Here is a 24,156-nt window from a genome sequence, read left to right as displayed (position 1 = left end):
GCTCTACCACGTGCCGATTTTGGCGACAGTCGCGCCAAGCACGTTCACCAGGTCGTTCGGGTTCACACCAACGCTGAAGCCGCGCTTGCCGCCGGAGACGATGATTTCATCGTATTGCATTGCGCTTTCGTCAATCACGGTCTTGTGCTTCGTGCGTTGCCCGAGTGGGGAAATACCGCCGACCACGTAGCCGCTTTCGCGTTGTGCCACCTTGGGGTCGGCCATGGCGGCTTTCTTGGCGCCCACCGCAGCCGCGAGATATTTCATATCCAAGTGTCCGCTTACCGGTACTACGCCGATGACCCGTTCGTCGCCCGTGTCGGCCATGAGCGTCTTGAACGAACGATGCGGGTCGATGCCGAGTTTTTCCGCGCCCTCGAGCCCGTAGCCTTCGTCCATATGATCCGAGGAATGTTCGTACTCGTAGATTTTAAAGGGAATTCCCGCTTCACTCAGTTCTCGCGTCGCCGGGGTGGAGGCTGTCCCCGCTGTTTTCTTATGTTTCTTGCTCATAAGCCCTAAGTCTAATCTTTTGGTTTATCGGCACTGTTTCCAAATCCGTGTCTTGGCGGTCAGTGAGCTTTTGGAACAGGGTGTCGGTTTGGTCAAGTTTCGAGCATGCTTCATAGAGATGGTAACGGTTGACTGCATATAGAAAAGAAGCCACCGACATAAAAAGATCCCCAGCCAAACGGTTGGGGATCTTTCGTTACGAATCATGTTTCGCTAATGGAAGCGAAACAGTTCTGCAGCTTATCGCCGCAGCTTGCTCACTTGCTGAGTTCGGTGAAGTAGAGCAGGGTGCGAATCATGTTGCAGGTGAAGCCGTACTCGTTGTCGTAGAAGGCAACGGTGCGAGCCAGAGTGGTGCCGTCAATGGTGTTGACGTCGGTCTGCGTCGGATCGAAAACGCCACCGTGGGTGTCGTCGATGATGTCGGAGGTCACGATGCTGTCGGCGTTGTAGCCGAAGGTCTCGTTGTTCTCGAAGGCCTTCTTCGCGGCGGCGTTGATGTCGTCGGCAGAGACTTCCTTGTCGAGCACGGTGAAGAGTTCGGTGAAGGATCCGTCAGGAACCTGAACGCGCTGGGCGTGGCCCTGCAGCTTGCCGTTGACGGAAGGAACAACCTTACCGATGGCCTTGGCGGCGCCGGTGGAGTGCTCGATCGTGTTGACGGCGGCGGCACGGTTGTTGCGCGGCTTGGAGCCACGCGGGCCGTCGAGCAGCATCTGGGTGCCGGTGTAGGCGTGCACGGTGGTCATGAAGCCGACCTTGATGCCGAAGTTGTCGTCAAGCAGCTTGACGAGCGCCGCGAAGGAGTTCGTGGTGCAGGAGCCGGCGGAAACAATGTCGTCGGAAGGCTTGAGGATGTCTTGGTTGACGCCGAAGACGACGGTCGGGGTGGTCTCGTCCTTCGCCGGAGCGGAGATGAGGACCTTCTTGGCGCCGGCGTCCAGGTGGGCCTGGCTCTTCTCGGCGGAGGTGTAGAAGCCGGTGCACTCGAGCACGAACTCAACGCCATCGTTCTTCACCCACGGAATGTTGCGGGCGTCCTTCTCGGCATAGACCTTGTATTCCTTGCCGTCGACGACGATCGCGTCATCAGTGGAGGAAACTTCGACCGGGGTGCCGTCATCGTGGCGGAAGGTGCCGTGAACGCTGTCGTACTTCAAGAGGTAGGCGAGCATGGAAGGCGTGGTCAGATCGTTGATTGCTGCGACTTCGATGTCACCGGCCTCGCCACCGCGGGCCTGAAGTTCAAAAATGCGACGGAACGCAAGGCGTCCAATGCGGCCGAAACCGTTAATACCAATCTTTACTGTCATGTAATTCTCCCTAAAGGAACAGCTTGGGGACGCGGGCTCGCGCCCCATTGCTGTATATTTACCAACACTTGTTATTTTAACGTGTCTGCTGTACTAGAAAAGGCGTTTTGCCACGTTTCAGGGCTGAAACCGACCAATATTTTGTTAGCGTTCACAACTATCGGGCGCTTGACCAGCATCCCATTGGTTGCAAGGAGTTTCAGTTGCTCATCCTCGCTCATTTCAGGCAGTTTGTCTTTAAGTTTCATCTCGCGATAGGGCATGCCCGAGGTGTTGAAGAAACGCTTGAGCGGTAGGCCGCTCGCCTTGTACCAGCGCTTGAGCTCGGCGGCTGTGGGATTGTCGCCTTTGATGTCGCGTTCGGTGAAATCGACGTCGTTTTCATTGAGCCATCTGCGTGCCTTGGCGCAGGTGGAGCAGTGGTTGTAACAGACGAAAAGCACCTTGCCGTCTTCTTGTGCCGGATCGGGTTTTTCGGTTGTGGAATTTGCTGTGGTTTTTGCGTTGGCCATCGTGGGTCCTTTCATTGTGTTGCTGCCTTGATTCTAGGGTTTCTTGAGGTGGCGTGAAAGCAGGAAATGCAGGAAGTGTGACCAATATTGTGTTCGATGGCCCACAGTCAGGTTAGGGATGGTTGGTTTTACTCCAACTGGCAGGGTTTCCAATAAAAATTATTGGGCAAATTTCAAGCTTCATCGGATAGATATTTTGTGCCTGTGTGCGGTTTCGTCAGCGTGACTTGTTGAGCAGCACCGAGACGTGCGAAGCCAGAGGTCCCAGTGTTTCTGAAGCTTTGATATCTGTTTTCGACGTCGGTAGCGCAGCTTCGAAAGGGAAGGTGACGATGAGGGTGCCGTCGGAGACGCTGATGGATGCCGGTTGTTCGTCGAGTAGCTCATTGCTGACCCCAAGAACGGTGTCGCTGCGTATCGTGCCGTTGTCGAGTTCGTATTTGAGTCCCGTTTCGCTTACTCCGTGTGAGATATCGGCGTGAGAAAAGACGGAGACCATGCGATTTTTGGCATTGCCTCTCAGCGCATCCGAAGTGAACGATAACGAGCCGTTGCAAACGGCGGTGACCACGCTGTGCTCGCCGTAGAGCAGTCCGTGTCCGCCGTTGTGCGCCAGCAACGCGAGCATCTGGATATTGGCGATGGTGTGATCGACCCGTCCGCCTAGTCCGCCGTAAATACGGAAGTCCCGATAGCCCCTCGACCAGCCGGTTTTCAGCGCCGATAGCATGTCCGGGTCGTCGTGTTCGGGCGGAAGCGCTATGGTCTCCACTCCTTCTGGAACTCGTGCGTTTGCAGAGTCAAAGTCCCCGATAACCAAATCAGGCCGAATCCCCAATCCTCGAACATGGTCAAGCCCTCCGTCGGCGGCGATGATGAAAACACCGTCCGGAACCTCGTCGCCAGATGGCTCATTGCCGTAATAGCTGCCAGCCGCGAAAATGATGCATGATGAGGTCATAATATGGAGGTTACTCTTTTGAGGGCTCACATTTTTCCGGACCTTTCAAAAAATGTGAGCCAAATGAACATTCGATATTTTGAAAATTGCTCAGAAACGTTGGAATTATGGTGTTATGCTGTGAGCGATGTTCGTTTCGGGCTCACATTTTTTCAGACTGTCGAAAAAATGTGAGCCTGGAATATGAAAGGATTCATCCATGGCTGACCACCACATCGTCATTCGCCATATCACGCCGGCAGATTTTCAGGCCAAGGCTGAAGTACACTCTCAGACCTGGTGCGAGACCTATCAAGGCAAGCTGCCGCAATGGCTGGTAGACAAGATCACCCCGGAGTTTGCGCTTGAGGTCACCAAACGCCATGATCCGGCGAACGTGTTCGTGGCGCTGATGGACGATGAAATGGTGGGTTATGCCGAGCTGGTAAATCCCGCCCGTGAGCCCAGTTACTACCCTGACACTGCGGAACTGGCGGCAATCTACGTCCTCAAGCGTTGTCAGGGCTGTGGCATCGGACGCAAGTTGGCGCAGGCGGTGTTCGATGCGTTGCCGACCAAGCGCGTCGTGTTGTGGGTGCTGGAAAGCAACGAAAAGGCGCAGGGATTTTATCGTCATATCGGTTTCCACCCGACCGGTCAGGTGCAGGTGGAGGACAACGGTGCGATGAAGGATTTGGAATACGCTAATTTCGACACCTCGGCGTGACGCTCTGGTTTTGCAGCGTTGTCGCGCTCGATGGTATACTTGTGTTTTGGCTTGAGAAATCAAGAAAGTGGGTGCGCCCCACCTGGAAGCTTTTCGTAGCTTCGGGTTCAAGACATTCCTTGAATTTACAAGGAATCGGAAGTTTGGCATTTGCCGTTGCTTTCCGCTGTGTCGATTTATTTCGATGTCTGTGTTTTGAATTCCTGTTGCGAATGATGTTTTGTTCCGATGTCGGTTGTTCGATGTCGCGAAAGTTCCGGATGATGGCGCGTCCAAGAGCAGCAAGGATTGGAGTTCATCATCAGCGCAGAACCACGCATTAACGACGAGATACGCGTTTCCAAGGTACGTCTGATCGGCCCGAACAGCGAGCAGGTCGGGGTCATCGCGACCTCGGTCGCATTGAATCTGGCCAAGGAAGCAAATCTCGATTTGGTTGAGGTGGCGCCGAATGCGGATCCTCCGGTGGCCAAGCTCATCGACTATGGCAAGTACAAGTACAACGAGAAGATCAAGCAGCGCGAAGCGCGTCGCAACCAGAGTGCGGCCGAGATCAAGGAAATTCGTTTCCGTCTGAAGATTGACGAGCATGACTTCGAGGTTAAGAAGAGCCATGTCATCCGCTTCCTTCAAGGCGGCGACAAGGTCAAGGTCACCATCATGCTGCGCGGTCGCGAGCAGTCCCGCCCAATCGGTGGCGTGGAACTTTTGCAACGTCTGGCCGATGAAGTCTCCGAGTATAGCACCATCGAGTTCTACCCGAAGCACGAGGGACGCAACATCTTCATGACGTTGGCTCCCAAGGGCAAGAAGGTACACGCCAAGTCCGAGCAGCGTCGTCGCGGTGCCGACACTCGTGCCGACCGTCAGGCCCGCCAGAAGGCAAGGCTCGCGGCCAAGGAGAAGGAAAAGGCACAGGAGGCCGGAGCGGCGAAAGCTGCGGTCAATGAAATCAAGGCAGCAAAAGCTTCCGCTCCTGCAAAGTCTGCGAAGGCAGCGGAGCCGAAGGCCCCTGCGAAGTCTTCTGCCAAAGCAGCGTCCAAGGAAAGCAAGGCCGAAACTCCTGCAAAGTCGGAGAAGCCTCAAAAGTCCGGCAAGCCTGCTGTGAGTGCGGCGAAGTCTTCCGCCAAGTCGAAGCCAGCGGCTTCACCTAAGTCTGCCAAGCCTGCAAAACCGGCCAAGCCGGCACCAAGGGCAAGCAAGAAGTAATAGTAAATTTTTGTGCCGGCCGATGGCAACGTCGGCAGGTACAGGGCATCGAACGAATGAATTCGATATCCTTAAGATAAATAGGAGGGCAGCAATGCCGAAGATGAAAACCAATTCCGCCGCGAAAAAGCGCGTCCGCGTCACCGGTACGGGCAAGCTCATGCAGGCTGGCACCTCGATGCGCCACAACCTTGAGCACAAGTCCGCGCGCAAGCGCCGCAACCTCTCCCGCGACCAGGTGCTGGCCACGTCGCAGAGCAAGAACATGCGAAAGCTGCTCGGCCGCTGAAATCGGCTTGGTTTAAAGGGTTAATAGGTTTATAGAAAGCTAGAGGAAACAATATGGCACGTGTCAAGCGCGCAGTGAACGCTCATAAGAAGCGTCGCGTCGTTTTAAAGAGGGCTTCGGGCTACCGTGGCCAGCGTTCCCGTTCGTACCGTCGTGCGAAGGAACAGCTGCTCCATTCATTTAACTACAACTTCCGCGACCGCAAGGCGCGTAAGGGTGACTTCCGCAAGCTGTGGATTCAGCGTATCAACGCCGCAGTCCGCGCTCAAGGCATCACTTACAACCGCTTCATGCAGGGCCTGCGCCTTTCCGGCATCGAGCTCGACCGCCGCGCACTTGCCGAGTTGGCCGTTTCCGACCCGGACACCTTTAAGACCATCGTCGACAAGGCGAAGGCCGCACTGCCCAAGGACGTCAACGCCCCGGTGGCCGCCTGAGTGCGCCTAAGCGTCGTGCAGGTTGAGATTTCGCCGTTTACGTAGTTTTGCCAAACGGTGTTTTCTTCAAAGTCCCGCTTTTGCGGGGCTTTTTTGTTTGTGCCAATGATTGATAAGGTTAGCGGTAGATCGGGCAAGTAACCCAATGAATACTATGGTGCGTCTTAGTTTTGCCTCAAATGTTGGTCTCGTAGTTCTTTGGGTTCCAGTGGCCGAGCTTTCTGAAATGCCTATAATGCCTATGGAATAACACGAAATTCACCAATCCGCCGATTCTATTGTGCAATTGTGCTGTTTTACAGCCGATGATGCTATGTTAGCGATATGACTTACGACGGTTGGCCGAAGAACGGGCCGGGGATTCAATGTGGTGAATCCCCGGATCCGCAAGTCGATGATGCCGCTAAAGGACGTGCTTTTCTGGATTTTCCGGCTTCGACCTTCGCCGAAGTGATGGCAAGCGGCGCACGGAGTTTTATGATTATTCGCCGTAAGCGTCGCATGATTTCTGCTTTGAAGATCCTTATGGCCTTGGTCGTGGTCGTGGCGATCGGGCTGGCCCTGTGGCTGCCGGTCAATCAGTACGTCAACGCTCGCAAGCAGGAGGCGCAAGCGGTCGCCGCATTGAATCGCGTGCAGAAATGGCCGCGTGGAAAAATCGTTCAGGAACTCAAACGTGCGCAACAATACAATGCGTCAATCGCCATAAGCGGACAGAACTCGTTGGGCGAGTTTCCCGATCCTTTTTCCGCCGCGCCGGCGAAGAACAGCAAAGAACGAAACGCCACCCAGTCTGAACGCGACGAGACTTACCAATCGCTGCTCAACGAGGGCAAAGGCGTGATGGGAGTTATCCAAATTCCCAAGATTTCGCTGAAGCTGCCGATTTATCACGGCACATCTGACGAGGTGCTCGACAAAGGTGTGGGCCATCTTTACGGCACCAGCCTGCCGGTCGGCGGCGCTTCGACCAATGCTGTGCTTACCGGGCATCGCGGCAGGCCCAATATGGCGCTTTTTACCAGGCTCGACCAGCTGGACAAAGGCGACGTCATCTACCTCAATACGCTCAACCACGTCATCGGCTACCAGATTACGTCGATACACGTCGTCAAGCCGAGCGACACCCACCTTTACACCGTTGTGCCAGGCAAGGACCTGGTCACACTGATGACCTGCACACCCTACGGTGTCAATACGCAGCGGCTGGTGCTCACCGCCGAGCGCAGGCCGATTCCGAAGGCCATCCCGTACCCGGATGATGCGCAGGGAGATGCGTTGTTGAAGGCGTCGCTGATCGGGATTGCCCTCCTTGTTTTCATTGTCGCCATTCTGGCTTACAGGCACCGTCGTCACTGGCCGGTGCGCCATGGTCTTCGTCTTTAGGCAAGTTTTCAATATATCGGTTCGCCTTGGGCATGGCATATATTGTGCTGCTCTCGGTTGGTGGTGATGTCCATTTCTGGGCAAGATGTAATGCAATTATCGCTTTCAGGATAATTTCTGATTATAAGGAAACTCACTTAAGCGATAAAAAATAACTTATTAGAAAATCTTTCGACGTGGCTATTCTGCAAGCCTAAAACGTCATGCGTATATCGTTAGATATTATCCGTCAAAAAGTGAAAATGATTGTTCAAAGTGCGAATGGATGCTGCTTTGGTACAACGGAATACCACAAAATGTCTTACGATGGTTTCTAACAGGTGGTTGCATTGGAGAACCGCCTGACGAAATCGACAAGGCGGTCATCATGGTCACCAGGACAAAGCAAGGTAAGCGCTGGAAATCGGTATGGTGCGCGCTGTGCGCGATAGCCATCGTGCTGGCCCCACTGCTCGGAGCCATGTTCTCTTCACCGATTGCTGCGGTGACGGCCCAAGCCGACGAACCCGGAACCCAAGCCGTCGAACCCATCGATTACAAGCCCAAGCTCTACAAGATGCTGGGCTACAACAAGCAGATCGACACCTCGGAAGACGAGATACGCATGGACTTCGTGCTGCGTGTGGCTCATGGTCAGGTCAATACCAGTGCCGCCGACAGCACCAAGGGCGAGATCGCCAACTGTGCGACGGGTGTCTCGCCGACCGGCCGCAGCTGTGGCCTGAAGCTTATGTATGACAAGCATGGCACTTCTTCCGGTGGTCTTGACGAACTGAAGTACATCAGCACCATGGCCGGAGGTCTGGCCACAGCCGTCGGAGCCGCGAAATGGGCGAAGAACGTTGCCGATAGCTATACCATTCATTCGCTGATTCAGAACGGTGCATACGACTACCTGAGCATCTCCATCGAAGGCGATGCTGTCTACGACAATGGTCCCGACAAGACGGTTCTCGGCGGCGTGACCGTGCAGCAGTATGTCTACGCAGAAGTCAAGGCTCCCGGCGCCACGTCGTTTACCGGCAGCCGCGTCGACTCACCATACGTCACCAACATAGCCGCTAACTATCCCGCCAAGCTTTATAACGGTTCCTGCGACTCCAGCGGCTGCAACGGTCCACGTGCCTTTGTCGGCTACGATGGTATTCCGGCCATGACCGGCGGTGGTCAGCCGAACTGGGGCATGGTCACCGACAACGGCTTGGCGCTCGGCAGCTTCTCGTTGGGTGACGGCTGGGCCCCACCTAAAACCTTCTTCACTTATTGGTACAATCCCTCCGGCTCTTACTCCTGTTCAAAGGTCAGCGACTACTACTTCCAGTGGCTTGCGCTCAAGAACGGCAAGGATTGGGTGCCTGTCAGCGATCTGACGCCCAAAGCACAGCCGGTGTGGCAGGTCTCCCGCAACGGTGATCCGACGAGTGGCTTGTACGGGGTCAACGTAAACGGCGCCTTCAACTTCCCTGCGGCGCTTGACCAGCACATCATCTCTTTACAGGGGCCGCTCGGCACGCCAAGTCCCGCGCAGCTGGCCGATGGTTCAATCAACTTCAAGAAAGCCAAGGAGACTCAGGGCCTCGACGGCTACTTCAAGCTGGTCACCTGGCCGGTCACCACCAACGCCGATGGCTCCACCACCGGCTGCGCCACGCCCACCAACAAAAGCGTCTACAACCCGCTGACCGACTACCCCAACGGTGTCACCGAAGGCATGACCTCCAGCGAGATCGATTCCATCATCAGCACCGGCTGGACCATCGATACTGCCTACTACAAGTACACGCTGCCTGTGGTCGACCCGCCAGTGATTACCACGCCCGCGGACAACACCTATTCGCCGACCACTCATCCGACCATCGAAGGCACCGGCATCCCCGGCCACGTCGTCTATCTCTACGCCGAGGACCCGAGCAAGCAGATTCAGGTCGGCAATCCTGACGACCCCGATACCCGCGGTCGCTACGTGGGGGAGGCCACCGTCGACGGCAACGGGCACTGGTCCATCGTCGACAACGACAACGCCGTGAGCAACGGCCAGGTGAGGTATCACGCCTGGCAGACCGAGCAGGATAGCGGCTCCGAAATCGCCTCGATATTCTCCAACATCCAGACGGTGAAGTTCGGCGTCGACCCGGCTCCCGTGGTCAATCCGGTGGTCACGGTGCCGCATACCAAGCGCACGGAAAATGGCCAGCTTGAGGCGGGCGCGAAAGTGCATATTTCCGGTACTGCTGCACCGCTGATGGCCGGAGACACGCTGAAGGTCTACGCCAGCCATGCCACTTCCGCCAACGTGAACACCGTCGCTGCCACACCACCTACGGAGAGCGATCTGATTGGCGAATGCACGCAGACGCTTGCCGCCGCCGGCTCGCAAAGCTGGGCTTGCGACGTCAGCCCGTCGTACTTCCTGACGAAGACCGCGGACGGCGAGACCTTCCTCTTCCGTGCCAAGATTGTCAACACTGCAAGTGTTGAATCCGGGGTTTCCATCGAGAAAAACGTGGTCGCGGTGGATATGACCTCCACGCAGATTTCCATTTCGGACACCTCCAATTACCAGACCTTGAGAGGCACCGGTTATACATTGCCGGCGGGCAGCGCTGGCGATTCGGGCGCGACCATCACCGTTAAGTGGCCCGACAACTCGGAGAGCACGACGCTGGTGGCGACCGACGGTACATGGTCGGTGAATGTGCCGGCCGGCATGACGTCCTCCGGCACGGTCTATGTCACCGCAGACGACACCGAAACCAACGAAGCCGGCTGGGTGAGCCATTTCCTCAACGTTTCGCCGCCCGTAGTCGCCTTGCCCAAGACCGGCGATCGCAGTCGTTTGATGCTGATTATCGCAGGAATCGTGGCGGCGCTTCTAGCCGCCGGATTCAGCCTTTACCTCTATATCGGACACAAGATGAAATCAGGAAAGGTGGGCGACGATCCATAAACCAACGGCGAGGACGTCGCCGACGGGATGGCGGGTTTCAAGATCCGTCGCCCGTTGGCCTTCGGGCAGGTGGCCCGGCGTCCGTAAATCAATAATTTGCAATGCAATCACCAAAAATAATCTGTAAACCAATAAACCCAAACAACGATGTAAACAAAGAAAAGGAATCATCATGAATGTGACAACAGGATTGAAGCGCACAGTAGGCGGGGTGGTTGCCGCCGCCGCTGTACTCGCGATCGCACTGATGCCCTCGGGTTCGGCGATGGCCTCGCCCACCGGCATCAACGTTGATACCGCTGCTACTGCTACCATGACCATCAATGGAACTCGACAGGCGATGGTCGGCCATACGTTCAAGGCGGTCAAGCTGGCGTCCTACACGGATGCGCAGGCGGAAGGCACCGAACTTGCTTCGGTCTCGGTGACCTCGAACTCGGCTCTGGCCACGGGGCTGGACACGGCCTATACCGCGGCCAACAACAATACGCCAGTTGATGCCGGACACGTCGGCAACATCATGTCGGCGGTTACGGAGAAGTGGCTCGGCTTCACCTCCACCGCGAGCTCGACCAACGAGGATACGACTTCGAATAACTCTAGCCTTGCCTGGACGGGCAAGTTGCGTGACTTCGTCACGAAATTGGTGATACAGCCTGATTTCACAACGGTCCTCTCTACCGCACCTTCGGCGTCTGGCCCTGCAGTAGGCAGCCCCGGCGATCCCACCGACGACGCCACCGCTGTGTTCGGCAGCCTGACCACCGGTCTTTATCTGATTGTCGACACTACGGGAAGTCCAACGCAGATCACTGGTAATGCCAGCCCCGCCGCGATCCCGATGCTCGCCGGTACGGTGCTGAAGTCCACGGCCCCGCAGCAGACCTACGATCACTTCGCCAACGACCAGCTCATGGTGCTCGGCAGCGTCACGATGAAGAGCAACATCCCGACCTTGAAGAAGAAGATCAGCAACCCGAGCTATGGTTCGGCTTCCATCGGCAGCTTGGTGACCTATCAGCTGCTCGGCAGTATCCCGCTGACCACCGGCTTTACGCATTATACCTACAAGCTCACCGATACCCCGGCGGCAGGCCTGACCTACCAGGCGACCCCCAATCCGCTCAAGGTCGATGTCGTGTCTTCTGAATTCGGCGCTTCGGTTCAGTCCCTCACGCTCGGTGTGGATTATACGTTCACTCCGCCCACCAATCCGGGAGACCCGATAATCGTCAACCTTTCCCCGGGTATCGTCAACCTGGGCAAGACCCAATACGGCAAGTTCATCCGTGTCGAATACGTCATGAAGATCAATGACAATGCTACTAACAGCACGGTTTCCAACGGTGTAACGCTCGCGTACTCCAATGATCCGAGCCATCAGCCAAGCAATGATGACGGTGACGACACCGGCGGCAACGGAAGCGTTTCCACCATCGACGACACGGATCCCGGCACTGAGGCCAACATCTACTTCTATAGCTTCACGATGGATGTGCAGGCGAAGATCAATGCCGCCACCAAGCTTTCCGGCGCGTCGTTCAAGATCTACGATTCCGCCAATCCAACAACTCCGTTGAGGTTCAAGAAGTTAGCCGATGGCAGCTACAAGAAGGTCGCAAGCACCACCGCGCTCGATCCCGGCAACATCGTCGAGGAGATTGTTTCCGCTACAGGTGGACAGGGAGGATTGACCAAAGGTCAGCTGAAGGTGGACGGCCTGGGCTCGGACACTTACACGGTCGAGGAGACCGTGGTGCCTTCGGGCTACAGCGGTGCCTTCGCTTCGACGTTCACGGTGACTATGAACACGAACACCCCGAACAGCGCTGCGCAGCCGGCGTACTCGAACTCCAACGACGGTTGGCTTTTGGTGCAGGCCGCTTCGTGGCCGTATACTGCTGGTGCCAGCCACTTGATTGCCGTTCAGGAAGTCACTTCCTTCTCGCAGTTGCCGATGACCGGTGGCGCGGGTGCCATCGTGGTCGGGCTCGCCGTGGTGGTGCTGCTCGGCGGCGCGGGTGCGCTCTTCGTCTACATCCGCCGCAAGGAGAAGTCCCTGAGCCAGGAAGTCTGATGTTCTTGGATTTCTCATCCGAGAAAAACCTGTGCAGCCCATACGCCGTTATGAACGGTGTGTGGGCTGTATGGGTTTTCCTGCTGAATGGGGCAATCGCAAAGTCGGCTAATGAAGTGAAAATGGAACCATGAACGGATCGGACGCACTGCTTGGCCAGTTTCTGGCGCATATCGACGTGGAGCGCGGGTTGGCGAAATCCACAGTGAAAGCGTACGCGGCCGACATCCGCAAGTATCTTGGCTGGCTGGATTCGCAGGGAATCAAGGATTTGGCGGACATCACCAGCCACGACGTCGAGGCGTATGTCGCCGCGCTCGATAAGGCAGGGGAGAGCGGGCGCAGCAAGGCTCGGAGGCTCGCCAGCGTCCATGAGTTCCACAAGTTCGCACTCATGCAGGGCGTGGTGGTTGACGACGTTTCCGCGCGGGTCAAGGCGCCGAAGGCGAATGGGCACCTGCCGGACGTGCTGAGCATTGATGAGGTCACGCAGCTGCTTGACGCCGCTTCAATGGGCGGTTCCGATGACCCGGTGGTCTTGCGCGACAAGGCGTTGCTGGAGTTCATGTATGCCACCGGTTGCCGCGTTTCCGAAGCCGTCGACGCCGATTTGAACGATGTCGACACCGATGAACGGGTGGTGGTCCTGACCGGCAAAGGCTCGAAACAGCGGTTGGTGCCGATGGGGGAATACTCAATCAAAGCCTTGCAGCGCTACGTTTCGTTGGGGCGTCCGCAACTTGAGGCCAAAGCCAAAGGTGGCAAGGAACGCCGCGCGATATTCCTCAACAAACGCGGGCGTCGGATTTCACGGCAGTCCGTGTGGGAAGTCGTCAAAATGGCGGGGGAGCGCGCACATATCAACAAGCCACTGCACCCGCACACGCTTCGCCATTCCTTCGCCACCCATCTGATTCAGGGGGGTGCCGACGTGCGCACCGTGCAGGAGCTCTTGGGCCATGCTTCCGTGACTACCACGCAGATCTACACCCACGTCAGTCCCGAGACCCTCATCGAAACCTACCTGACGGCCCATCCTCGCGCGCGATGACATTGGCGTCTAGCGGATTATGATGGTTCATGGTATGACGTAGGCGATGAAGCGGGAGAATTCGATGGCACAGAACAGCACAAAGTCTCGCAGGACCAATAATAAAGGTATCGGCAAAAACGAGGCCAAAAGTGGGAACGGCAGCAAAGAGATAGATCACAACCGTGCCAAAAGCGAGAATAGTAGTAGTAAAGAAGTGAACCGTAACCGGTCGAAAAGCCGGAGTGCCAGGAAAAAGACGGGTCGCAGCCGTGCCAAAAGTGAGGGTGGCAGCAAAGAATTGGCGCGCAACCGGGCAAAAAGCCGGGACAGTAATAACAGTAATAAAAGAGCAGGCCGTAATCAGACGAAAAACAGAAGCAACAAGAACGCTTATAAGTCCAAAAGCCAATACCGTGACGGCGGGTTCAGCGAGGAACGGTGGCTTGGTGAGGAGAAGCCGAAACGTGCGACGCAAGGCAAGTTGCCGTTGCCGGGTACCGTGCATGTGCCGCCCGTTTCCGACGACGTTGCCAAGAAACATCACGGCGATTCAAAATCCCCTGTCCAAAGTGTGAACAGGCCTGTTGATAGCATAAAGGACATGCCTACCGATCTTCTTGGACGAAATTATGAGACTTTTCCCGCACCCTTGCCGCTCGACCATCACGGCCCGGCCCGCATCATCGCGATGTGCAACCAGAAGGGCGGGGTCGGCAAGACCACCAGTTCCATCAACATCGCCGGGGCGTTGAGTCAGTACGGCCGGCGAGTGCTCATCGTCGACTTCGATCCGCAGGGTGCCGCCAGCGTTGGTCTCGGCATCAACGCGAATACCGTGGACGCCACTATTTACGACGCCTTGTTCGATACGTCACTCGATGTTCACGACGTGGTGCAGCACACCGATTTCGAAAACCTTGACATTATTCCGGCGAACATCGATTTATCAGCCGCTGAAGTCCAGCTCGTCACCGAGGTTGGCCGCGAGCGCATCCTTGCCAGCGTTTTGCAAGGGGTACGCGACGAGTACGATGTCATTATTGTTGATTGCCAGCCTTCGTTAGGGCTCTTGACCGTTAACGCCCTGGCCGCTTCCGACGGCGTGATCATTCCAGTAGCCGCCGAGTTCTTCGCGCTGCGTGGTGTGGCCCTTTTGATGCAATCGATCGAAAAAGTGCGCTCGCGCATTAACCCGCAGCTTGAGGTCTACGGCGTTCTGGTGACGATGTATACCTCGACCTTGCACTGCGAGGAAGTGCTGCAGCGCATCTACGAGGCTTTCCAAGACAAGGTCTTCCATTCGGTGATTTCCCGTTCCATCAAGTTGCCGGATTCTAGCGTCGCAGCTGCTCCGATCACGATTTATGCGCCGAACCACAAGACAGCCAAGGAATATCGCGAGACCGCACGTGAACTTATCGCCCGCGGCATCATCGACTGAGAAAATTTTCGGAATATTGTTGAGCGACACTGCAAGTTTATTCTGTTCCCGAATGTATTGTGTAAGTGAGGTGTCATGAACGAAGACGAGCTGGGCGCTTCCGTTGATGACACGGCTTCGATCTCAACACAGGCAAATGACGACAATACAAACGTTGTGCAAAAAACTGAGACCGCGCGCTTTTCGGTCAATCTCGCCGTCTATTCCGGCCCGTTCGACGCACTGTTGACGATGATCGCCAACCGTAAGCTCGAACTTACGGAGGTTTCGCTTTCAGCAATCACCGAGGAATTCATCGAATACGTGCGCGGGCTTGACATGGCACGCGATATGGAGCAGGTCAGCGCGTTCCTCGACGTCGCCTCCGTTTTGGTGGAGGCCAAAAGCGCCGCGATTTTGCCAGGCGACGAGAACGGGGAACGTGATGAACAGAGCATGGAGGCCTTGCGCGAACGTGATCTGCTCTTCGCCCGTCTTGTGCAATATCGCGCATTCAAAAGTGCGGCCAACGATTTTCGTGAGCTATTCGCCGCCAATTCCGGGCGTTTCCCGCATCCGGCGTTCACTGACCCGGCCATCGCCGCCATGCTTCCGGAACTGGCATGGACGCTCTCGCCGGAGGATTTGGCGAAGATTGCCGTCGATGTATTCCTCAACGCTCCGGCCGACCAGGTCCGCCTCGATCAACTGCACGTCTCCCAGGTCGATTTGAAGCAGCAGTCACAGGTCGTGCGTGACCGGTTGCGAGGGTTGGGCGACGGCAATTCGATGACCTTCGCCGAACTCACCGCTGATGCCAAAAGCACATTGGTGGTCGTCGCGAGATTTTTGGCAATTCTGCTCTTCTTCAAGCAAGGTGTATTACAGTATAAGCAGGCCGGTCCTTTCGAGGATTTGCACTTACGATGGGTACCGGGTGCCAACGGTGGGGACGACGCCGTGGAAGTGAATGAAGGTGATTTCGCATGAGCGAGACCAATGATATGGCCGAAAACGGCATGGAATCGACAAACGGGAATGTGCGCGAAGCGAGCAGCGTCAAGATTGATATGGAAGAAACAAACCTCTCTGAAACCGATAATTCTGCATTGTATGACGCTCCTAGCGAAACCCAGAAAATGGGTGCGGAAGGGCAATCTGCCTCTGATGCTCCCGCGGATCCCAACTCTGTTTCAGCTTCCGCTCAAGGACCGGATACGGCACCCACGCGCCCCGAATATGTGGACTTTACCGTCGAGGATTTTCCGGGAGGCGTGGAATCTTGCCTTGAGGCGATTCTGATGGTCGCCGACCAGCCGCAGCAGGCCGCTGACCTGGGCCGTGTCCTCGCCCTTGACGAGGACGAAGTGACGGCAGCTCTGGAATCGATGCAGCATGAATATGACGGCGACGAAGCGCACAATCTTGCTCCTCGCGGCTTCGAGCTGCGCCATACCGCACGTGGCTGGCAATATGGCAACCGTGCGGTGTTCGAGCCGGTTGTTTCTGCTTTCGTCACCGATGGCCAGATGGCCAGGCTTTCGCAGGCGGCGCTTGAGGCGCTGGCCATCGTGGCTTACAAACAGCCCGTCACCCGTGCGCAGATAGCGGCTATCCGCGGTGTCAATTCCGACGGGGTGGTGCGTGCCTTGAGCGTTCGCGGTCTTATCCGCGAGGAAGGTACTGACCCTGATTCGCGCGCGGCGCTTCTGGTGACCACCGGACTTTTCCTTGAGAAAATGGGTCTTGATTCGCTCGATCAGCTTCCCGAACTCGCGCCGTTCATGCCGTCCGCCAGCGATGTGGTCAACCAGGCTGAAAATGCGACGGCCAGCGATATGGCTGACCGGGCCGAAGCTGACGCCGTCGACATGATGGAATAAACAAAATTTGTCAAACTGTCTCGGAAATCACAGTACTTGAATTATAGTCAAATTGACTATAAGTGGTATGTTGATGTTGTCGATGCCGGTACCGGTATCTACGTTGCCTCGGTAAGCCGTTACGTACATCACGCAAAGACTTGCCAGAAGAAGAAGGACATTATGACAACTCAACAATCCGCACAGGGGCAGGTGCAGGCGGGGAAGCCCGACGCCTCCACGCAGGAACCCAAGACCCTGACCCGCAACGAACGGCTTGACAGACTGCCGTTCAACAAGGCGCACCGCAAGTTGCTGATCGCCTCCGGCATCGGCTGGGCGTTCGATTCGATGGACGTCGGCTTGGTCTCGTTCGTGGTCACCGCCATCGCCAAGGACCCGCATTTCGCGCTGAACCCTTCGCAGAAGTCGTGGGTGCTTTCCATCGGCTTCGTCGGCATGGCCATCGGCGCGGCGCTCGGCGGCTATCTCGCTGACCGCATCGGCCGCAAGAAGGTCTTCACCTATACCCTTATTATCTACGGCTTGGCCGATGCCCTCATGGCTGTGTCCTGGTCGCTGCCGGTATTGCTGATAGCCCGTCTGATCATCGGTCTTGGCCTCGGTGCCGAGCTGCCCGTCGCCTCGACGCTCGTCAGTGAGTTCTCACCGGTCAAGCAACGCGGCCGTATGACGGTGTTGCTGGAGTCCTTCTGGGCTGTCGGCTGGATCGTCGCCGCCCTCATCGGTTTCTTCGTCATTCCGAACACCGGCGACTGGGGCTGGCGCTGGGCGCTCCTGATCGGTGCCGTCCCGCTTCTCTACGCCATCGTCACTCGCACGCAGATCCCCGAATCCGTGCGGTTCCTTGAATCCAAGGGCCGTGAGGACGAGGCCGAGCAGGCCGTCCGCTACTTCGAAAAAGCAAGTGGTGTCGAGCCTGTGCCGTCCCCGAACGGCAAGCCGCTGCCCAAGGTGCCGACCAGCGCCCTGTTCGGCCACAAATATCTCGGCCGCACCGTCGCCATTTGGCTGACCTGGTTCTTCGTCAACTTCTCGTATTACGGTGCGTTCACTTGGATGCCGTCGCTTCTTGCCGACCAGTTCGGTTCGCTCACGAAATCCCTGGGCTACATGCTCGCCATCACCATCGCCCAGCTGCCCGGCTATTTCCTGGCCGCGTGGCTCGTCGAGATCTGGGGCCGCCGCAAGACGCTTAGCATCTTCCTCGCCGTCTCCGCCGTCGCCGCCTTCCTCTTCTCGCAAGCCTCCAGCGTGCCCATGGTGCTGATCTTCGGCATGCTGCTTTCAGCCGCGAACCTCGGCGCGTGGGGCGTGCTCTACGCCGTCACACCCGAAATCTACCCGACTCGCCTACGTGGTGCCGCTGCCGGTGCCTCCGCTGCAGTCGGCCGTATCGCCGCCATCGTGGCTCCGTTGCTGATGCCGTGGTTCCTCACCATGTCTGGAGGCAACAAGGCCGTCGCCTTCGTGGTCTTCGCCGTCGCCTTCATCCTCGCCTGCGTCTCGGCGCTCGCCCTGCCTGAACTGACCGGAAAGGAGCTTGAGGACTGATTTCTCGCCGCACAAGTCGGTATATAGGTTTTCAGCTCCCCGGAATTCCAAGGATGCGAAAAACCTATATACCGACTTGTGCGGATTTATCGACGTCTTGGTAATCTCAAGGCGGAAGTTTTTTATTTATCGGTCGTCTCGTTAATGATGGAAGGTGCATCGAAATGTGGCAGGGCAATGTGACAGAACGCAAGGCAGGCCCGCCTGAAGTCGGTGTTTCCGTTATCATTTTCGCGCTTGCGCATTCCCATGACGAGCCCGACGGTAAAGCCAAACGCGACGAGTTGTGGATACCGCTCGTGCGCCGCGTTCGGGAGCCGTTCAAGGGTAGGTGGGCACTGCCGGGCGGTGATTTGCTGGCCGGACGATCGCTGGAATGGTCCGCTTACGTCGCGTTGGAATCGACCACGAACCTGCGTCCCAAATATTTGGAGCAGCTCTATACCTTCGGCGATCCGCATCGTTCCGGTTCCGCCCTGCCCATGGTCTCCATAGTCTACTGGGCGCTGATCGGCAGCGCCCAGGTCGACGATTTGCGCGACGGAGACAACGTGCAATGGTTCGCCGAATCTGCATTGCCGCCGCTCGCCTTCGATCATGACGACATCATCAAATACGCCTTGGATCGTCTGCGTTCCAAGATGTCGTATCCGGACGTGGCCTCGAAGCTCGTCGGGCCCCGCTTCACGCTCCGCCGTCTTCACGACGTCTACGAAGCCATCGCCGGACGCAGCTTCGATTTGGGCAATTTTCGACGCAAGATGCTCGCTTCCGGCCAGCTTGAGGACACGGGGGAGAAGCTGGCGGAAGGCAGGCACAGGCCCGCTGCCGTCTATCGTTATATACCCGGTGTGGTGGCCGAAGGCAATGAGGTATGGAAACCGTGGGACACGCAGCTCAACCCGAAAGTCGGCGATGGAAGTGTGAGCCGTAGTGGTTCGGGAAATTCCGATGACATACTTTCTCCGCTGACGACGGACTGAATGGTCGCGAACTGAGCTGATTGCGGACTCAGTATTATAAATAGAGCGTTTTGCAAACTTCAGACAAGTTCGGCTCAAATCCGGCTTCCCGACGCTTTGCAAATAGCATATCCGTGTCGGGATACGTGGATACTATTGTGAAGGTTTGTGTGTAAGTAGAAGGTTAGAGACATTCTATCTGGTCAACACTCAAGAAAAGGTAATTAGGAGAGGCTTTTATGGCGGTACGTGGTGATATTCGAAATGTGGCGATTGTGGCTCACGTCGATCACGGCAAGACCACGCTGGTCAACGCGATGCTCCAGCAGTCGCATGTGTTCAACGAGCGCGAGGAAGTGCCGGACCGTGTGATGGATTCCAACGATCTTGAGCGCGAGAAGGGCATCACCATCCTCGCCAAGAATACGGCAGTGCAATACACCGGTCCGTTGGCCGCCAAGTACGGCGAGCCGCAAGGCATCACCATCAACGTCATCGACACTCCCGGCCACGCCGATTTTGGCGGCGAGGTCGAACGTGGTATCTCCATGGTCGACGGCGTGGTGCTGCTCGTCGACGCTTCCGAAGGCCCGCTGCCGCAGACGCGTTTCGTGCTGCGCAAGGCGCTTGAGGCTAAGCTGCCGGTGATTCTTTGCATCAACAAGGTCGATCGTCCCGACGCTCGAATTTCGGAAGTCGTCAGCGAGACCACCGATTTGTTGCTCGGCCTGGCACAGGACGTCACCGAGGAAGGTGTCGACCTTGACGTCGACTCCCTGCTCGACCTGCCGGTCATTTATTGTGCGGCGAAGGCGGGTTACGCCTCCACCAACCAGCCTGCCGATGGCGGCCTGCCCGATAATGACAATCTCGAGCCGCTCTTCGACACCATCATCTCCAACATTCCCGCCCCGGAATATACGGAAGGTGCGCCGCTGCAGGCCCACGTCACCAACATCGACGCTTCGGATTACCTCGGCCGTTTGGGCCTGGTCCGTATCTATAACGGCACTCTGCAGAAGGGCAAGCAGTACGGCCTTTCTCGCGTCGACGGTTCGCTCGAAAACTTCAAGTTGACTGAGATTCTGCGTACGCAGGGCCTCGACCGCACGCCGGTCGAAGAGGCCGGCCCCGGCGATATCGTCGCCGTCGCAGGCGTTGACGACATCATGATCGGCGAGACCATCGTCGACCCCAACGACCCGAAGCCGCTGCCGTTGATTCACGTCGACGACCCGGCGATCTCCATGACCTTCGGCGTCAACGATTCCCCGTTGGCCGGTCGTGAAGGCAAGGACCACAAGCTCACCGCCCGCATGATCAAGGATCGTCTCGATCGCGAGCTCATCGGCAACGTGTCCATCAAGGTGCTGCCGACCGATCGACCCGACGCATGGGAAGTCCAAGGCCGTGGCGAACTCGCGCTCGCGATTCTCGCCGAGCAGATGCGCCGCGAAGGCTACGAACTGACCGTCGGCCGCCCGCAGGTGGTCACCAAGACCATCGACGGCAAGCTCAACGAGCCTATGGAGAACGACACTATCGACGTGCCCGAGGAATACATGGGCGCCGTCACGCAGCTCATGGCCGACCGCAAGGGCCGCATGGACTCCATGTCCAACCACGGTTCCGGCTGGGTCCGCCTGCAGTTCACGGTTCCGTCCCGTGGTCTCATCGGCTTCCGCACCGCGTTGCTGACCGCCACCCGCGGCACCGGCATCTCGAGCTCCATCTCTGCAGGATACGCCCCGTGGGCCGGTGAGATCACCACCCGTCAGAACGGTTCGATGATTTCCGATCGCGCCGGTACCGCCACGCCTTACGCTATGCAGCGCCTGCAGGCCCGCGGCAACTTCTTTGTCGAGCCGCAGTCCAATGTCTATGAAGGCCAGGTCGTCGGCATCAACAACAAGCCCGACGAGCTCGATGTCAACATCACGCTGGCCAAGCATATGACCAACATGCGTTCCTCCACCGCCGACGTGCTCGAGACGCTCACCCCGCCGATCAAGATGAGCCTCGAAGAGGCGCTTGATTTCGCCAACGAGGACGAGTGCGTCGAGGTCACCCCCGAGGCCATCCGCGTGCGCAAGGTCATCCTCGACCGCGACGAATGGTACAAGTGGCATGCACGTCAGCGTCGTCAGAACGCCGCAAAGGCTAACAAGTAAGTTTTGAAACTTCAACAACCGCACCTCCTGAATCTTCATATTCGGGAGGTGTTTTGTATGGGGAGGGCCAAGAAGTGGAACCAGACCTATGCTGGCTTTGACCGCCCGATGGGGCATACTGGCACTATGACTTCTCCTGCTGCAACCCCGAAAAACGTCGCCCGCAAAGCTGACCTGCCGTTCTCGTTCCAATACAACGCATGGATTCGTGCGTTGATTTGCGTGGTGGCCGGGATTGTGGTGGGAATATGTGGCACGCTGGTGCACAGGCTTGGCGCGCAATACAATGTGCCGATCGGCTTGGTGATTGCCTTGCTGATCATCGTGCTGTCAGCCTGGAGCGCCCGTGCACGTAGTGGGGTAACGGGGCTCGGGTTGCACCTGATCGCTTCTTCCGGTGTTATCGCTGTTGCGTCGATTACCGCCACGTCGGGCGATATCCTCCTGCCGATGGGTTTCTACAGTTCAGGTATCCCGTTCTTCAGCCAGAATGCGTTCTGGTTCTGGTTCATTGGCATGATTGCCATCCAGCTTGTAATGGTGTTTCTTCCACGGCGCTGGTTCACCATTCCCGCACCTAAAAAGTCTTCGGCAGTCCATCGCGATGCCGCAATGGCTGATACCGATGCCGTTTCCATTTCTGACGAGGTGGAGCGACCATGAGTAATGTGAACGAAAAGATTGATCGTGATACATCGCGACAAGCCGAGACGCCGGTTCCGCACACCCTGTTTTTCCTTGGGCCGCAAGGATCATTCACCCATCAGGCGGCAGCGAGCGCAGCAGAGACGTTGAGCCAAGGCGACTATAAAATCCCGCTTGAGGCGCGTGAAAATGTGCCGGCCATCATCCGTGACGTCGAAGCCGGCCAGGGCTGGGGCGTCATTGCTTGGGAAAACAGCGTCGAAGGTTATGTCGTGCCGAATCTCGACGCGGTGATCGATGCGAAGGATTTGGCCGGGTTGAGCCGTTTGAGTGTGGATATTGCGTTCGATGCTTTCGTGCGGGCTGATGGTGACGATAATATGCTGAATTCCAGCGAAAACGGTCACACGCCGCTGCGCGAGATAACGGCGCATCCCCACGGCTTGGCGCAATGCAAGAAATTCGCCGCAGCACATGATCTGACACCGGTGCCTGCTTCTTCCAACGCCGCAGCGTGTCGCGACGTGAAACCTGGTCAAGTGGCGCTCGGGCCTGCGTTGTGTGGCAAATTATATAGTCTCAAAACGTTCGAACACAACGTTCAGGATTTCGGCGGGGCCAACACGGATTTTCTCGTGGTCGCTCCAAGAGACGACGTGCGTGCCGTTCTGCAAGCTTACCGGCAAACTGACATCGTCGATTTCGAGACAATCATTGCGGTGATTCCGTTGAGCACCGGCCCCGGCGTCATCGCCAAACTGCTCGATTCGGTGCGAGACGAAGGACTGAACATGACCAGCCTCATGTCGCGGCCGATCAAAGGCCACGCTGGCACCTACAGCTTCATCATCACGCTCGATGCCGCGCCTTGGCAGGCCAATTTCAGCCATCTGCTCCACCAGATTGTTGCCGAGGGGGATTGGGTCAAGACCCTGGCCGTCTACCCGCGCGGCGAGCATCCGAACCCGCCGGTGGACACGTGGATGCTGCCGCAGGGCGGAATATGCCGAAAACGTATTCATTCGAGCGATGTAGAGACGAAAGAGGAAAGGGAATTGTTGTGGTGAAATCGGTCGGAATTGTCGGTCTTGGTCTTATCGGCGGTTCGCTGGCAAGGCGATTGGCCCAGCGCGATGTGGAAGTGGTGGCTTGGAATCACAACGAAAGGCCGTATGACGCGGCTCGCCGGGACGGGATTACCTGCGTGGGTTCGTTGGAGGAACTTGCCGCAGCCAAACCCGAGGTGCTTTTCCTGTGCAATCCGCTTAAGGTTATGCCCGAAATGTTGCAACGGCTCGCCCCGGTGCTCGACCGTGAGACGACCACGCTGAGCGATGTCGGCAGTGTCAAGGGGATGGTGCGGCAGCAGGTCGAAGAGGCCGGGCTTGCCGATTGCTATGTCGGGGCGCATCCAATGGCAGGTACCGAATTTTCCGGGTTTGCGGCCAGTGATCCGGCTATCTATGACGAGGCGCTGTGGGCTATTAGCGTTGACGAAACCACCGATTATCAGCGTTTCCTTAAGGTGGCGACGCTGATTACCGGTGTGGTCGGCAACCGCATCATCGTTCTTAACGACACGACGCACGACCGCGCCGCCGCCATGATTTCGCACACCCCGCATGTCGTTTCCACAGCGTTCATCAACGAACTGAGCGCCAGCCCCGACCGTAATATCGCTGCAGCGCTCGCTGCCGGTTCCTGGCGAGACATGACCCGCGTGGCCCTGACCGACCCTGAGCGCACCCGTGCGATGATTGAGGAGGACGCCGACAACGTCGAAACGTTGTTGCGCGATCTGGCCGCCCGTTTGACAACATTCGCCGACGACCTGCAAGTCCATGACGATGCCGCGCTGACACGCTTTTTCGCCGCCGGTCAGCCCTTCCGCGACTACAAACTGCGCGAACGCGAGTCCGTCGAATCCCAAGAATCCAGCAGAATCGGAGAATCGCACGAATCCGGAAAGCCGGAAAACGATGATACCGAGCGTATCGTTATTTCCGTACCCAAATCAGGCTGGCAGCAAACGTTCTTGGATTCTGCGCGTCGCGGAGAACACATCGTCCGTTTTATCCAGCCTTGGCAGGTCGAAGTAGAGACGCGTTCCGCCATTTAGACAATTTCGTATTCCGCAT

Annotated in this window: 21 protein-coding genes and 1 pseudogene; 17 read left to right on the top strand and 5 right to left on the bottom strand. The window is 57.1% G+C overall.

Going from position 1 to position 24,156, the window contains the following annotated elements:
* Nucleotides 1-3: 3 nt before the first annotated feature.
* The 4 genes from ybaK to OZX72_RS06415 all read right to left on the bottom strand — a co-directional run bounded on the left by ybaK (nt 4) and on the right by OZX72_RS06415 (nt 3,299).
* A complete protein-coding gene (gene ybaK / locus OZX72_RS06430; protein ID WP_277157856.1) occupies nt 4-513 on the bottom strand; it encodes a Cys-tRNA(Pro) deacylase in 510 nt (169 codons plus the stop codon).
* 257 nt (nt 514-770) lie between these two features.
* Nucleotides 771-1,826, bottom strand: a complete 1,056-nt coding sequence (gap, locus tag OZX72_RS06425; RefSeq protein WP_277157855.1) for a type I glyceraldehyde-3-phosphate dehydrogenase — start codon at nt 1,824-1,826, stop codon at nt 771-773.
* A gap of 71 nt (nt 1,827-1,897) precedes the next feature.
* Entirely contained in the window at nt 1,898-2,269 is a 372-nt protein-coding gene (locus OZX72_RS06420) for an arsenate reductase family protein (RefSeq protein ID WP_348519676.1), read from the bottom strand.
* Between the two features lie 286 nt (nt 2,270-2,555).
* Nucleotides 2,556-3,299, bottom strand: coding sequence for a thiamine diphosphokinase (locus OZX72_RS06415; RefSeq protein WP_277157853.1), 744 nt, complete (start codon nt 3,297-3,299; stop codon nt 2,556-2,558).
* Nucleotides 3,300-3,498: 199 nt separating this feature from the next.
* Between OZX72_RS06415 and OZX72_RS06410 the strand changes: the two genes are divergently transcribed.
* From OZX72_RS06410 to OZX72_RS06385, 6 genes and pseudogenes are all read left to right on the top strand, one after another.
* The gene (locus tag OZX72_RS06410) at nt 3,499-4,005 is read left to right on the top strand and encodes a GNAT family N-acetyltransferase (protein WP_277157852.1); all 507 of its coding nucleotides are present in this window, start codon (nt 3,499-3,501) and stop codon (nt 4,003-4,005) included.
* 288 nt (nt 4,006-4,293) lie between these two features.
* Nucleotides 4,294-4,956 (top strand): annotated as a pseudogene (gene infC, locus OZX72_RS06405) (translation initiation factor IF-3); the annotation flags it as partial.
* A 352-nt stretch (nt 4,957-5,308) separates the two neighbouring features.
* Nucleotides 5,309-5,503, top strand: coding sequence for a 50S ribosomal protein L35 (gene rpmI / locus OZX72_RS06400; protein ID WP_277151572.1), 195 nt, complete (start codon nt 5,309-5,311; stop codon nt 5,501-5,503).
* A gap of 53 nt (nt 5,504-5,556) precedes the next feature.
* Nucleotides 5,557-5,940 carry a 50S ribosomal protein L20 gene (gene rplT / locus OZX72_RS06395; protein WP_277157851.1) on the top strand — a complete coding sequence of 128 codons (384 nt, stop codon included), beginning with the start codon at nt 5,557-5,559 and terminating at the stop codon, nt 5,938-5,940.
* Nucleotides 5,941-6,264: 324 nt separating this feature from the next.
* Nucleotides 6,265-7,326 carry a class C sortase gene (locus OZX72_RS06390; RefSeq protein WP_277157850.1) on the top strand — a complete coding sequence of 354 codons (1,062 nt, stop codon included), beginning with the start codon at nt 6,265-6,267 and terminating at the stop codon, nt 7,324-7,326.
* Nucleotides 7,327-7,693: 367 nt separating this feature from the next.
* Nucleotides 7,694-10,273 (top strand): LPXTG cell wall anchor domain-containing protein, encoded by a 2,580-nt coding sequence (locus OZX72_RS06385; protein WP_277157849.1) that lies wholly within the window; start codon nt 7,694-7,696, stop codon nt 10,271-10,273.
* On the opposite strand, the gene OZX72_RS06380 is transcribed toward OZX72_RS06385, so the two are convergent.
* The gene (locus OZX72_RS06380) at nt 10,247-10,447 is read right to left on the bottom strand and encodes a hypothetical protein (RefSeq protein ID WP_277157848.1); all 201 of its coding nucleotides are present in this window, start codon (nt 10,445-10,447) and stop codon (nt 10,247-10,249) included. The two genes, OZX72_RS06385 and OZX72_RS06380, sit on opposite strands and share 27 nt — an antisense overlap.
* On the opposite strand from OZX72_RS06380, the gene OZX72_RS06375 reads away from it, so the two are divergent.
* The 11 genes from OZX72_RS06375 to OZX72_RS06325 all read left to right on the top strand — a co-directional run bounded on the left by OZX72_RS06375 (nt 10,446) and on the right by OZX72_RS06325 (nt 24,137).
* Complete coding sequence (locus OZX72_RS06375; RefSeq protein WP_277157847.1) at nt 10,446-12,350, top strand: isopeptide-forming domain-containing fimbrial protein; 1,905 nt, start codon at nt 10,446-10,448, stop codon at nt 12,348-12,350. The two genes, OZX72_RS06380 and OZX72_RS06375, sit on opposite strands and share 2 nt — an antisense overlap.
* Nucleotides 12,351-12,480: 130 nt before the next feature.
* Nucleotides 12,481-13,401, top strand: a complete 921-nt coding sequence (gene xerD, locus OZX72_RS06370; RefSeq protein ID WP_277157846.1) for a site-specific tyrosine recombinase XerD — start codon at nt 12,481-12,483, stop codon at nt 13,399-13,401.
* Between the two features lie 583 nt (nt 13,402-13,984).
* On the top strand, nt 13,985-14,824 hold the full coding sequence (locus OZX72_RS06365) for an AAA family ATPase (RefSeq protein ID WP_277159389.1): 840 nt from the start codon (nt 13,985-13,987) through the stop codon (nt 14,822-14,824).
* A gap of 75 nt (nt 14,825-14,899) precedes the next feature.
* Entirely contained in the window at nt 14,900-15,793 is an 894-nt protein-coding gene (locus OZX72_RS06360) for a segregation/condensation protein A (RefSeq protein WP_277157845.1), read from the top strand.
* 149 nt (nt 15,794-15,942) lie between these two features.
* Nucleotides 15,943-16,686 carry an SMC-Scp complex subunit ScpB gene (gene scpB, locus OZX72_RS06355; protein ID WP_277159388.1) on the top strand — a complete coding sequence of 248 codons (744 nt, stop codon included), beginning with the start codon at nt 15,943-15,945 and terminating at the stop codon, nt 16,684-16,686.
* A gap of 162 nt (nt 16,687-16,848) precedes the next feature.
* Nucleotides 16,849-18,240, top strand: a complete 1,392-nt coding sequence (locus OZX72_RS06350) for an MFS transporter (protein ID WP_277157844.1) — start codon at nt 16,849-16,851, stop codon at nt 18,238-18,240.
* Nucleotides 18,241-18,404: 164 nt separating this feature from the next.
* Nucleotides 18,405-19,223, top strand: coding sequence for an NUDIX hydrolase (locus OZX72_RS06345; RefSeq protein ID WP_277157843.1), 819 nt, complete (start codon nt 18,405-18,407; stop codon nt 19,221-19,223).
* A 218-nt stretch (nt 19,224-19,441) separates the two neighbouring features.
* Nucleotides 19,442-21,373 (top strand): translational GTPase TypA, encoded by a 1,932-nt coding sequence (gene typA / locus OZX72_RS06340; protein WP_277157842.1) that lies wholly within the window; start codon nt 19,442-19,444, stop codon nt 21,371-21,373.
* A gap of 57 nt (nt 21,374-21,430) precedes the next feature.
* Nucleotides 21,431-22,036, top strand: coding sequence for a hypothetical protein (locus OZX72_RS06335; RefSeq protein ID WP_277157841.1), 606 nt, complete (start codon nt 21,431-21,433; stop codon nt 22,034-22,036).
* Nucleotides 22,033-23,085 carry a prephenate dehydratase domain-containing protein gene (locus tag OZX72_RS06330; RefSeq protein ID WP_277157840.1) on the top strand — a complete coding sequence of 351 codons (1,053 nt, stop codon included), beginning with the start codon at nt 22,033-22,035 and terminating at the stop codon, nt 23,083-23,085. The genes OZX72_RS06335 and OZX72_RS06330 overlap by 4 nt, the downstream gene beginning before the upstream one ends.
* The gene (locus OZX72_RS06325) at nt 23,079-24,137 is read left to right on the top strand and encodes a prephenate dehydrogenase/arogenate dehydrogenase family protein (RefSeq protein ID WP_277157839.1); all 1,059 of its coding nucleotides are present in this window, start codon (nt 23,079-23,081) and stop codon (nt 24,135-24,137) included. The genes OZX72_RS06330 and OZX72_RS06325 overlap by 7 nt, the downstream gene beginning before the upstream one ends.
* Nucleotides 24,138-24,156 lie beyond the last annotated feature (19 nt).

The sequence above is a fragment of the Bifidobacterium sp. ESL0769 genome (assembly GCF_029395495.1).
Lineage (GTDB): Bacteria > Actinomycetota > Actinomycetes > Actinomycetales > Bifidobacteriaceae > Bifidobacterium.
The sequence above is the reverse complement of the archived record's forward strand: the minus strand, read 5'-3'. Positions and strand labels throughout refer to the sequence as shown.